A 12693-nucleotide genomic window follows, 5' to 3' on the forward strand; every position below is an offset into this window, starting at 1 on the left:
TAATTTTTTTTTACGAGTGATAAATTAATGTCAGCCAACGAAAGTAAATTAGATAAAGTATTAGCTGAAGCCAGAGACTACAAAGCCTCTCGTGAAAAAGGATATCGTGAGCAAGCGCTTAAGCTCTATCCTTGGGTATGTGGGCGTTGCACTAGAGAATTTACTCATAAAAATTTATCTGAATTAACTGTGCATCACCGTGATCATAATCATGACAATAACCCGTCAGATGGTACGAATTGGGAGTTGTTGTGCCTGTACTGTCACGACAATGAACACTCACGCTTTGAAGAGCTTATTCGTTACGGTAGCACTAAAGAAGCCAAACAAGATGCTGCCACTTTCAATCCGTTCGCAGACTTAAAAGCGATGATGAAGAAGTAGAGCTGAGACGGTGAAAGTCGGTAAGATCGATGAAAATCGATAACAAGCGATGGCGAGCGATAAAAAGCCTAGGAACTAGGACGCTTCGCGGCGAGATACTATACAGGCAATGTCAAAGCTGGTAAGAACGATAAAAATCGATGACAAGCGGGAAACCGCCTAGACGCTAGGTCGCTTCGCGGCGAGATGCTATACAGGCAATGTCAAAAGCTGGTAAGAACGATAAAAATCGATAACAGGCGATGACAAGCGGGAAACCGCCTCGGAGCTAGGTCGCTTCGCGGCGAGATGCTATAAAATCAAATTCAAAAGATAAAAGCTTAGGGCTAGGTCCCATCATGGAAATACTTCTGAGCTGGATCTGCTTGATGCTTTACCGTTGTTATAGAAGCGAAGCGCACTAGCTGGACGAAGTCCGCCCTAGCATCTAGGCTCGTAATCGCTCGTAATCGCTCGTAATCGCTCGTAATCGCTCGTAATCGCTCGTAATCGCTCGTAATCGCTCGTAATCGCTCGTAATCGCTCGTAATCACTTATTACCGTTTAATCCGCTTTTCAGCTTCTAACCATTTTGCCCGTGACAACGTTTGGTTGTTGTTGTCGCCTAAATACAGCTGTTTTCTGCCTTCTAAACTATCAAAAATTTGTTTCTTACGTTCTTCACTGGCTTGTGACCACGTTACAATTTCATCAATGTGACGAAAACAGCCCATACAATAATCGTCAGCATTTAAGCCACAACGGGCGACACAAGGTGAGTGCATAGTTTATAATTCCAGTTCGGTGATTTAATGACTCGCATCCTATCATTTCAATCGGCTAAGGTTAACTACAAGTCTCAATATGTCCGTAATCAAATATCAACAGACCTTTAATGCCATAGACTCACTTCTTGAGGCTCTAAAACCCTTATGGCAGCTGGTCGCGTTTGAGTGTGACCACTTACCTTGGCAGCACGATTTCCCACAATTAGCCCAAAAGGTGTGGCAACTTGATGATGTAGAAATTGATACTATTGATATGGATCAGCAACAGCTTGTAGAGTCGTTGTTGCCAAGTCTGATTAGCGATATCAAGCAAAGCAAACTGCCGCAGGTTGATCAGTTAATTAGCCAATTAAGCTTGTTAGTCATCACTTTGCCTACAAGTACGATTAACAGTGACGATGCTCAAGCTGTTTCTGACACTGAAACACTCGTGAATGATCACCTAAATAGCGATTCAGCGCATTTTAGTGCCCATATTAAAGGTCGAAAGTGGCAACAGATTACCGCGTTCTCGGAGCAAGTTGATCCACAATCTCAACCCCAACTACCTCGGTTACCTATTTTAGAGTGGTGTGCTGGTAAAGGGCATTTGGGCCGCTTGGTGGCTAAGCAGCAAAATGTTGAGGTAACAAGTATTGAGTGGCAAGCGAGTTTATGCTCACAAGGCCAGGTTTTTGCAGAACAATGGCAATTACCGCAAACTTTTATTTGTGCCGATGCTTTTGCGCCAATCGACCCAGGTAAACCGCTTTTGTTAATTGATCAACATGCAATCGCATTGCACGCCTGTGGTGATTTACACATTCGTTTACTCCAACTCGCAGTATCGGCAGGCACTCGGGTGATGTCTATTTCACCCTGCTGTTATCATTTGATTGAACATACACATTATCAACCGCTATCGGCCTTAGCCAAAGTCAGTGCGGTCAAATTGTCAAAGCATGACTTACAGCTGCCATTGCAACAAAGCGTTATTGCAGGCACCAAAAAACAAACATTACGCAATCAAGAGATATCATGGCGCTTAGGTTTTGACAGTTTGCAACGAGAAATTCGCGGCATCGATGCTTATTTATCGGTGCCGACCATTAAAAAAAGCCAGCTTAGTGGCAGTTTTAGCGACTTTTGCCAATGGGCTGCAAATCAAAAGCATTTAGTTATATCCAGTGAGATTAATTTGAGCCATTATTTGCACCGCGGAATTGAGCGACAACGGCTTACTAAGCGAATAGATTTAGTGGCCCATCTATTTCGCCGAGCTTTGGAGCATTGGCTGTTGCTCGATCGAGTGTGTTTTTTACAAGAGCAGGGATATCAAGTGGCTTTGACTGAATTTTGTGCAAACAGTGTTACACCACGAAATGCGATGATCCAAGCAATTAAAACAAACTAATAGCAGCCTTTGTCACAAAACTGTAAATTAAACCTTTGTTTATACTAGTCTATTTGCCCTAAAACTGTGAAAATCAACAAACTAGTTAATCAAATAATAAAATCTAACCACAATATATTATCCAAATTACCGCATTAGCTTGCTGTTTTTGATTGAATAATTAAGCCATTCTTGTTCAAATGGCGGGTTAATAACGAATAACAACTATTCTAGTGGCTTTTGTGCTTGCTAGAGCGAAGCGAATTATACGGTTTAATGAAATATTCACGCGTCTTTATCAATAGTCTGGCTTATGAGCTAGCACCCCAAGTAGTGTCGAGTAGCGATTTAGAATCTCGCTTGGCCCCGCTTTATCAAAAGTTTCGTATTCCTATGGGGCAACTTGCCGCATTAACCGGAATTACCGAGCGTCGTTGGTGGCCTAAAGGTCATCGTTTATCAGACGGCGCTATTGCTGCTGCACGTAAAGCCGTGAATGAAACCGGTATTAATGTCAGCGACTTAGGTGCTGTGGTTTACACGGGTGTGTGCCGTGACCAACACGAACCAGCAACCGCTTGCCGTATTGCTGCCGAACTTGGCGTGTCTAAAGACACTGCCATTTACGACATCAGCAATGCTTGTTTAGGGGTGTTGTCGGGTATTTTAGATATTGCCAATCGTATTGAACTTGGGCAAATCAAAGCCGGCATGGTTGTGTCGTGCGAATCTGCACGAGATATCGTTGATGCCACCATCGATCACATGCTAGCCGAACCGACAATGCAGAATTTTGCTCAGTCATTGGCTACGTTAACCGGTGGTTCAGGTGCGGTAGCAGTCATTTTAACCGATGGCACTTTGCCACTTACCACCACACGCCAGCATCAATTGCTAGGTGCGAGCCATTTGTCTGCACCAGAGCATCACCAATTGTGTCAGTGGGGCCTACAAGAAGCAGGGCACTTATTGTATCGCGAGTTTATGCGTACCGATGCAGTTACCTTGCTCAAAGAAGGCGTAGAACTTGCTAAGCACACGTGGGAGCACTTTCTAGAGCAGCGTGATTGGGTTGTTGAGCAAGTTGATAAAGTGATTTGTCACCAAGTGGGCGCATCAAACCGCCGACAAGTGCTAAATGCATTAAACATCCCCCACGAAAAAGAATATCCCACCTATCAAACCTTAGGCAACATGGGCACGGTTTCACTACCGGTTACTGCTGCAATTGCCCACGATGAAGGTTTTTTACGTGTTGGCGATCAAGTCAGCTTTTTAGGGATAGGCAGTGGTTTGAACTGCATGATGTTAGGAATTAAGTGGTAAGCCTTGGGCTGCACTGAGTTTTTGCATATCATTATAAAAATAGTTAACAGGATGCATCATGCTAGACAACTTACTGCCATTTAAAAGTCATTATTTAGACCGTAACGGCAATAAACTACATTACATAAACGAAGGCCAAGGCGAGCCCGTCGTTATGGTGCACGGTAATCCTAGTTGGAGTTACTACTACCGTAATTTAGTGAGCGCGTTGAGCGATAAGCATCAGTGTATTGTGCCAGACCATATTGGTTGCGGCTTATCAGACAAACCCGATGATCCACAATATGATTACACCCTAAAAAACCGTATTGATGACTTAGAAGCCTTGCTTGACAGTTTAGATGTAAAACAAAACATCACCCTAGTGGTACACGACTGGGGCGGTATGATTGGAATGGGCTTTGCGGCTCGTCATCCTGAGCGCATCAAACGCATTGTGTGTTTAAACACGGCAGCGTTTCATCTTCCTAAAACTAAGCCTTTTCCGTGGGCATTGTGGATTTGCCGCGAAACCTTACTCGGCACCTTGTTGGTTCGTGGTTTAAATGCATTTTCATCAGCCGCATCCTATGTAGGTGTTAAACGTAAACCCATGTCTAAAGAAGTGCGTGAAGCTTACGTAGCGCCGTTTGATTCGTGGAAAAACCGTATTTCGACCTTACGTTTCGTACAAGACATTCCACTCAAACCTGGCGACAGAAACTACGACCTAGTGACCAGTATTGGCGATAGCTTAAGCGAGTTTGCTGAAGTACCGACATTGATTTGTTTTGGTTTACAAGATTTTGTATTCGATAAGTATTTTTTAGAAGAATGGCGACAGCGAATGCCTCACGCCACGGTGCACGAGTTTGCTGACTGCGGTCATTACATTCTTGAAGATGCCAGCGATGAAGTGATTGGCTTAATTAAAGACTTTATCGCAAAAAATTAATTACACCCTAAAAGGCTCATTTGAGCCTTTTAGCTATTTAATCGTCTAAAATTATCTATATATTGGCTCGTTATTGTCGTTAGCCAGCATATGCGTTATTCACATTAGCCCAAAATGAAGCCACATGACTCAAACCTCTGCACTTGCTAATGCCAATATCTGTCAGCACCTTAAAACGGCTGCGCAAACTATGCCTGCCGGACTTGCTGTTGCAGTGCAACACGTTAAGCAAGGCCAATTCAATTATCAAGAAATCGACTTTGTGACCTTACACCGTCAATCGGACATGATTGCCAAAGGGTTAATTCAATACGGCATCAAGCGTGGCATGAAAGCGGTGTTAATGGTCACCCCAAGCATTGAGTTTTTCTCGTTAACCTTTGGCTTATTTAAAGCGGGTATTATCCCTATTTTAGTCGACCCTGGTATGGGCATCAAAAATCTTAAGCAGTGTTTTGAAGAGTCTCAGCCCGATGTATTTATTGGCATCCCTAAAGCACATATTGCCAGGCGCGTACTGGGTTGGGGCAAAGGCAGTGTTAAACAGGTTATTAATGTCGGTGGTTCAGGTTTACAGCGTTGGCTAGCCAATGCCACCAGTCTTGAAACTATTATAGAAATAGGCCGAAATGAGGCTTATCCCTTTGAAATGGCCTTGTTAAAACCAGATGATATGGCGGCCATTTTATTTACCAGTGGCAGCACAGGTACCCCAAAAGGCGTGGTGTACAGCCACGCCATGTTTGAAGCACAAATCAGTGCCCTAAAACATGATTATGGCATTAGCCCAGGTGAGCGCGACTTAGCAACGTTTCCGCTGTTTTCATTATTTGGCCCTGCGCTTGGCATGGCATCGATTGTGCCAGACATGGACGCCAGTAAACCGATAACGGCAAATCCTGCGCATTTGTTTGCCGCAATAGAGCAATATCAATGCAGCAACATGTTTGTTAACCCAGCCTTGTTAGAGCGCTTAGGTCAAGCAGGCGAGCAAACTCAGCATAAACTCACTAGCGTTAAGCGAGTGATATCAGCTGGCGCACCGGCAACCATTAGTTCTATTAAACGCTTTAGCCAAATGCTCAATCCACAGGTTGAAGTGCTTAATTCTTACGGTGCGACTGAATCTTTGCCCATCAGCATGATCGGCAGCCACGCATTGTTTGCGACCAGCGAATTAACCGACCAAGGCAAAGGCATTTGTGTCGGCAAACCAATATCGTCGGTAAGTGTGGATATTATTGCCATCACAGATAAGGCTCAGCCTGATTGGGTCGATGTTAAAAAACTTGTCGCTAACGAAATTGGCGAAATAGTCGTCAGCGGTCCAATGGTCAGCCAGGCCTATTATCAACGTCAACATGCAACTGATTTAGCTAAAATGAGCGACGGCCAACGTATTATGCATCGTATGGGTGACGTGGGGTATGTAGACGATAACGGCTTACTGTGGATGTGCGGTCGTAAAGGCCATATTGTTGATGCTACGCGAGGCCAGCAAAAAATAAAGCGCTTTTATACATTACCGTGTGAGCGTGTATTTAACACCCATCCACAAGTAAAACGTTCGGCTATCGTTGGTGTGACTATCGCTGGTGATAGAGTGCCAGTTTTGTGTATTGAACTACAAAAAGACATAGTGTGTTCAACCTCTAAAGCCCTTTATCAAGAGCTATTAGCCATCGCAGAACAATATCCGCATACCGACGGAATAGGGCGCTTTTTAATTCATCCTCAATTTCCGGTCGACGTGCGTCATAACGCAAAAGTATTCAGAGAAAAACTGGCGGTTTGGGCACAAAAGCAGTGGAAAGAATAAGCCTCGTCTTAAAGTCGTCTCAAAGTATCAATAAGGTCATCAGCATGAATCTGACAGAGTTACATTCTCTAGAGCAAACCGCGCTTAAGCAATTAGCATTGTCGGTGAGCAAAGTGTTGGTTACCGGGGCGGGTGGTTTTCTCGGTTTGGCTCTTTGTCAGCGTTTATTAGCCGCCGGAATTGAGGTAGTTGGGTTTGCCAGAGGCCACTATCCTAAACTAGTCGAACTGGGCGTCGATATGCGTCAAGGCGATATTAGTGACTACAAAAGCGTTAAACAAGCCATGCAAGGTTGCGACATGGTATTTCATGTAGCATCAAAGGCAGGTGTTTGGGGCAGTAAACAAAGCTATTACTCGCCCAATGTCGATGGTGCAAACAACATTATCAATGCTTGTAAAACGCTTAATATTAAACGTTTAGTCTATACCAGCACCCCAAGCGTGACGTTTGCCGGACGTGATGAAAACGGCATCAATGAGTCTGCACCTTACGCAGACTCATACCTCAATTACTATGGTGAATCTAAAGCCATAGCAGAGCAACATGTGCTTGCGGCTAATTCCGCTCAACTTTACACTACCGCTTTGCGGCCACACTTAATTTGGGGACCAAACGATCCTCATCTTGTGCCTAGAGTGATTGAGCGTGCACGGGCAGGGCGATTAAAGCTCGTGGGTCATGAAGATAAACGGGTCGATACCATTTATGTCGACAATGCTGCTTATGCCCATGTTTTAGCAGCGTTAGATTTAGTCACTAATGCTAAGTGCGCAGGTAAAGCATATTTTCTCAGTAACGATCAACCTATTACCATGGCAGATATGCTTAATCGTATTCTCGCGTGTGTTGATTTACCACCCGTAACCAAACGTGTTCCTGCAAGTGTTGCTTATGTCGCAGGTGTGGTGCTCGAAACAGCATATGGTTTACTCAATAAATCTCAAGAACCTATCATGACGCGTTTTGTCGCAAGACAACTATCAACCAGCCATTACTTTGACATCAGCGCTGCCAAACAAGATTTAGGTTACCAACCGCTAGTGAGTATTGACCAAGGAATGGACAAGCTTAAGCAATCGCTCTCGCACTAACGGTTATCGTTGCTATTTAAGCTAGTTGTTTATGTTAGCGGCTTAAGATAGCAACTGGCTTTATCCGCCTGTTAACGATAATTCTAATGGCAAATCATCATTACTCAGATAACTTAACTGACCTTAAGCACGCCTGTGGGTAGCTCAAATATATTCACGATTGCCCCAAAGTAAATGATGCAAACAATTGTTTGTAAAATTGTTTGTAAAATTGTTTTTACATCAGTTGCTGTAGTTATTTTTTAATAATCACTTGGTTATATTTTATTCCACTGTATCTTAAATTCCGACCACCACAACAATAACCCCAAAGAGGGTAACAACTCATAACAAGGTGGCGCAGGGAGAAGCAATGCAAGATAACAATCAGGGTAAATGGAACTTAGCCACATTAGCCATTCATGGCGGACATCAACGCGAAGCCTTTGGCTCACTCACCACACCTTTGTATCAAACTGCCACCTTTGTATTTGATACAGCCGAACAAGGCGGAGCACGTTTTGCCGGAGAAGAACCTGGCTATATTTATACTCGTCTCGGTAACCCAACCACCGCAGAGCTCGAGCGTAAAATGGCGCTGCTAGAAGGTGCTGAAGATGCCGCAGCAACTGCATCTGGTATGGCGGCAGTATCCAGTGCATTATTAACTCATCTGCATGCAGGCGATCACTTAATCGCATCTAAAGCGGTTTATGGTTGTACCTTCGCGCTCATGACCACTCAGCTAACGCGCTTAGGCATTACATCAACATTGGTCGATTTTTCCGACATAGCTGCAATCGAAGCCGCCATTAAACCAAACACCAAAGTGTTGTTTTGCGAAACACCAGTAAATCCACATTTACAAGTATTCGATCTTGCTGCTATGGCCAAAGTAGCTAAAGCACATAATCTAGTTTCAATCGTCGACAACACCTTTATGACACCACTTTTGCAGCAACCGCTAGCGTTAGGCATTGACATGGTGATCCACAGTGCCACCAAATACTTAAACGGTCATGGCGATGTCATCGCAGGTATTGTGTGCGGCAATGCAGAGCACATGCACAGATTGAAATACGAAATCCTAAAAGACTTCGGTGGCGTGATTTCACCTCACGATGCATGGTTAATTTTACGCGGTTTAAAAACCCTCGACGTACGGTTAACTCGTCACTGCGACAATGCAGAAGTGTTAGCCGAATATTTAGATAAACACCCTAAATTCAGCCAGGTCTTTTATCCAGGCTTAGAACACCACCAAGGTCATCGCTTCATTGGTAACCAAATGAAACGCGCCGGCGGCGTTATCGCATTTGAGTTGGCGGGTGATAAGCAAGACGCAATCAACTTTGTTAATCGTGTAAAGCTATTTACCATCGCCGTAAGCTTAGGTGACGCAGAATCGCTGATCCAACACCCTGCATCAATGACCCATTCCCCTTACACCCCAGAAGCCCGACTAGCCGCAGGCATTACCGACAACCTACTACGTATCTCAGTCGGATTAGAGAATGTAGAAGATCTTATCGCGGATATAGAACAAGCACTGCAGTAAAAAATTATACAAGCGGTAAGTCAAACAAAACACCTGGATCCCTGATACAAGCACTCAGGGATGACGGGCGGGTGGGACGAAACCTAGAACCTAGTACCTGATTTTAAAGAAACACCTGGATCCCTGATACGAGCACTCAGGGATGACGTGCGGGGGGGGGTAAACCTAGTACCTAGAACCTAGAACCTAGTACCTTCTTTTACAAACACCCACAAAAAAGCCCAATTTAATGGGCTTTCATTATTCTTCAACAATCTAGAATACGATTAATTGCTAGATATTGTTCCAGCACCGCCGCCTGAACCGCCGCCGAAGCCTGGGCCGCCTGGTGATGGTGCAGCACCAAATGCGCCACCACCTGCTGTTTGCGCATCTTCAAGATTCGCAGCAACAATTGCAGGGTCAATACCGTTAGCAACAGCAACTGCTAAAATTTCATCAGGAGTCATACCTGCTGCAACAGCCGCTTGTATCGCTTCGATAATCAATGCTTCATCGCCATTAGCAGCAACAAAGGAATTAGCTAACTGTGTAGCAGCTTCTGATACAGGAACCGTTTGAGTACTAGCCGTTAAGGTTTCTGCAGCTATCGCACCGGCAGACATGCCCGCTGTCATTAATGCTGAAACTAATAACAAGGTAAATTTATTTTTGCGCATTATTCTGCCTCGTGGTTTGGTGAATTACTAAAGTAGTTCAGCTGCAATGCACTGATCCATGTACTTGTTGCGTTTGCAGGGATTATTGTACTGAAATTTCGTACAGCATACAATCCATTACCCTGCAAACCATCGATGTTCATGAGTGAAAAGTGTTCACCTATAACAGCCGATTCTACCTGTGGTGCGATGATTTTAATACCAATACCATGACAAATTTGAATCACTGTTTGCACAAAAAAGCGCGTATCAGCTTCTGCTATATCACGCACGTAACTAGGATCAATCTTAATATAATCAATGTTTAAGTTTCTAATATAGCAAAACGAACTCAAACTAGACCCAAAACGTTCAATGGCAATATCAATATCTAATTGTTTTGCTCGGCGAATAAAACTCTCTGTCGATTCAAGCGAAAGCATTGCGCCAGACTCGTTAAATTCATACAAAAGTGGTGGAAGCGTTTTATGCATTTTTTGGTATAAATCAAACAACCAATCGGTAAACACCGGATTATGCAGCGCACGATTACTAATATTAATGGCTACGCGGGTGTGTTCAATGTGTTGCAGCTTATAAAAAATAAAGCACACAACAGCTTGTTCGAGTTCTTGTAACACGCCCAATCTTTCTGCCATGGCAAACACATCTAAAGTCGATAGTGTTTCGCCCGCTATTTTAAAGCGCACAAACGACTCAACATACAAAATAGATTGATTTTCATCCACCACAGGCTGCAACATTAAATCGAATAATTTATCTAACGGAATACACTTAATCGCAAAATCTTTGCTATTTGAGTGATTAATTTCGTCTTTAAAATACTGAGTAAATTGGGTCAAAATACCCACCCATTCCTCACGTGAATGATTCTTTTGCATGCCCTTAGCAGAAACCAACCCCATAGGGTTATCAGCATATTGATTATGCACCAGTTGGTTATCTAAACGCATGACCACATCAGCAAAGTCTTCTTGGTGATTTACACGGGTGAGACTATGTTTTGCAAAGCCATTACTAAAACGCGACGAGCTTTCTATTAAAATACAAGAGGCTATTTGCTGATCGACTTCTTTGGCGGCATCTTCAGTAAGTAAGCTTAAAAAAGCAAATTCTGAGCCTGAAATGCGGTATAAGGTTGCTTCTTGCAAACTATTCATTTGTTCACTAAAAAGCTGCGCACCAGATAAAATATAGTCATCTCCGCTGCCATAACCATCGTTGTCATTAACCTGCTTTAAAGAGGTCATCGACAATAAGCCTAAATAAAAACGGTTACCGTGTTGCTCATATTCAGCTTGAATTGACTCAAACTTCTTTAACAACGCGCGGCGATTAGGTAAACCAGTATGCGAGTCAATATAAACCTCCTTCGACAAGGCTTCAGCCAATTGAGTTTGTTCATTAAACGAGCGCTGAATGTTCTCAATCATGCGGTTAATCGCATTCACTAGCGTGCGTAACTCAGAGGTGAAAGGCTTAATAGGATTAAGCTCAAAGCGCTTTTGAATGACCGACTCAGCCTGTTTTTCAATACTACTCAGTGGGGTCAACACCGCTTTTAGAATAAAGTAAGCACATAACAGTGCAATAACCAGTTGAAATAATGCAGAGGTTAAATTATTAACCGCGTGATCCCATAAACTTTTATATGAGATACCCGCATGCGATTGCACTTCTAATTTACCTGCAATACGCCAACCATCACTCACTTCACTTGTCATTATCGGAGGATGCAGGGTAAACCAGTTAATAAACCACTGTGGAACAGCAAAATTACCTTGAGGATTATTGCGCTCAAATAAGACTTTGCCGTCCAAGTCGGTAAAAATAATATGTTGGTAATAGCCTGAATCGAAAATTGCATTAGTCATTGTCTCGGCAATCACCAAACCTTCTTCATCCATATAAGGTGAGATAGATAAACCTAAACTGTGCGCTGCTCCTTGCGCATGAGATGCTAACTGTTCATTTAAATAGCCACGCATGTTCGATACGTTATTATATAACGCGGTACCGAAGCTAAATAAAGATAAACAACCTATCAGCAGATAAAGCTGTAGCCGCAAAGACATTCCTTTTGTAAACATTGTTTGCTCCAGATCATTTTGTAACGATTACTCACCGTTTTCAATTCGATTAACTAAATCAGTCCAACTTTTTGTACCGCTGCTAGTGGGTTTGTTACTGCCCAACCCTTGTGCCTTTGCTAACCATAGCCCTTGACCATTAAATGAATAAATTGGTTTTAAATCTCGGCGCTGGCTAGCGGGTAAAATTTTGGTTTTTAAATTATCCAACACTAAAGGCATCGCTTTAGGGTCTTCAAAGTAAATCAACACCATATGAGGCTCATTAATCAATAACGCACGCACATACATCAAGCGCATTTTGCTCTCATCAACACCCATGGCCTTTAAAGTAAAATACTTAAAGATGGCAAAGTCTTCACAATCGCCGCCTTTAGTGCCTAAGGATTCAAGCGGCGTGGCCCAATAATCACTTTTATGCCAATGGTCGCTATCACTCACAAATCGAATCCGCCTATTAGCAAACTGATTGGCTAAATTAAGCTTGTCGTAATCGTTCAATGTAACGCCATCATTTATAGTGTCTTGCCAGTCACTAAAATCTTCTACTCGATCAGAGCCATAGCGCTGCTCTACTTGTGTAAAAAAATCAGTGGTAAATAAATCGTCAGTTATGGTGGCAACACACACAGCCGAAAACACCAATGACGTAACAAGCCAGTGGCGATATCTATCTATGCAACACAAAACGAGTTTAATACGCAAATCTCA

11 protein-coding genes are annotated in these 12693 nt (G+C 43.3%); 7 read left to right on the plus strand and 4 right to left on the minus strand.

Annotation, left to right across the window (positions count from 1 at the left end; all coding sequences use genetic code 11):
- Positions 1-27 precede the first annotated feature (27 nt).
- On the plus strand, positions 28-384 hold the full coding sequence (locus HNW13_RS03875; RefSeq protein ID WP_041413485.1) for a YajD family HNH nuclease: 357 nt from the start codon (positions 28-30) through the stop codon (positions 382-384).
- Between the two features lie 536 nt (positions 385-920).
- On the opposite strand, the gene HNW13_RS03880 is transcribed toward HNW13_RS03875, so the two are convergent.
- Positions 921-1148 carry a DUF1289 domain-containing protein gene (locus HNW13_RS03880; protein WP_101086709.1) on the minus strand — a complete coding sequence of 76 codons (228 nt, stop codon included), beginning with the start codon at positions 1146-1148 and terminating at the stop codon, positions 921-923.
- A gap of 79 nt (positions 1149-1227) precedes the next feature.
- On the opposite strand from HNW13_RS03880, the gene HNW13_RS03885 reads away from it, so the two are divergent.
- From HNW13_RS03885 to megL, 6 genes are all read left to right on the plus strand, one after another.
- On the plus strand, positions 1228-2544 hold the full coding sequence (locus tag HNW13_RS03885; protein ID WP_192115239.1) for a methyltransferase: 1317 nt from the start codon (positions 1228-1230) through the stop codon (positions 2542-2544).
- A gap of 255 nt (positions 2545-2799) precedes the next feature.
- Positions 2800-3849 carry a 3-oxoacyl-ACP synthase III gene (locus HNW13_RS03890; protein ID WP_101086711.1) on the plus strand — a complete coding sequence of 350 codons (1050 nt, stop codon included), beginning with the start codon at positions 2800-2802 and terminating at the stop codon, positions 3847-3849.
- 58 nt (positions 3850-3907) lie between these two features.
- Positions 3908-4783, plus strand: a complete 876-nt coding sequence (locus tag HNW13_RS03895; protein WP_011636840.1) for an alpha/beta fold hydrolase — start codon at positions 3908-3910, stop codon at positions 4781-4783.
- A gap of 124 nt (positions 4784-4907) precedes the next feature.
- The gene (gene oleC / locus HNW13_RS03900) at positions 4908-6602 is read left to right on the plus strand and encodes an olefin beta-lactone synthetase (protein WP_192115238.1); all 1695 of its coding nucleotides are present in this window, start codon (positions 4908-4910) and stop codon (positions 6600-6602) included.
- A 44-nt stretch (positions 6603-6646) separates the two neighbouring features.
- Positions 6647-7696: a 2-alkyl-3-oxoalkanoate reductase gene (gene oleD, locus HNW13_RS03905; protein ID WP_192115237.1), complete on the plus strand. Its 1050-nt coding sequence runs from the start codon at positions 6647-6649 to the stop codon at positions 7694-7696.
- Positions 7697-8048: 352 nt separating this feature from the next.
- Positions 8049-9233, plus strand: a complete 1185-nt coding sequence (gene megL / locus HNW13_RS03910) for a methionine gamma-lyase (protein ID WP_192115236.1) — start codon at positions 8049-8051, stop codon at positions 9231-9233.
- 266 nt (positions 9234-9499) lie between these two features.
- On the opposite strand, the gene HNW13_RS03915 is transcribed toward megL, so the two are convergent.
- From HNW13_RS03915 to HNW13_RS03925, 3 genes are read right to left on the minus strand one after another with little or no spacing between them, the layout of a single operon-like run.
- Positions 9500-9892 carry a hypothetical protein gene (locus HNW13_RS03915; RefSeq protein WP_192115235.1) on the minus strand — a complete coding sequence of 131 codons (393 nt, stop codon included), beginning with the start codon at positions 9890-9892 and terminating at the stop codon, positions 9500-9502.
- Complete coding sequence (locus tag HNW13_RS03920; protein WP_192115234.1) at positions 9892-11982, minus strand: LapD/MoxY N-terminal periplasmic domain-containing protein; 2091 nt, start codon at positions 11980-11982, stop codon at positions 9892-9894. Before HNW13_RS03920 ends, HNW13_RS03915 begins: the two co-directional genes overlap by 1 nt.
- A 27-nt stretch (positions 11983-12009) precedes the next feature.
- The gene (locus tag HNW13_RS03925; RefSeq protein WP_192115233.1) at positions 12010-12612 is read right to left on the minus strand and encodes a transglutaminase-like cysteine peptidase; all 603 of its coding nucleotides are present in this window, start codon (positions 12610-12612) and stop codon (positions 12010-12012) included.
- Positions 12613-12693 lie beyond the last annotated feature (81 nt).

It is taken from the genome of Shewanella sp. BF02_Schw (assembly GCF_014596695.2).
Lineage (GTDB): Bacteria > Pseudomonadota > Gammaproteobacteria > Enterobacterales > Shewanellaceae > Shewanella.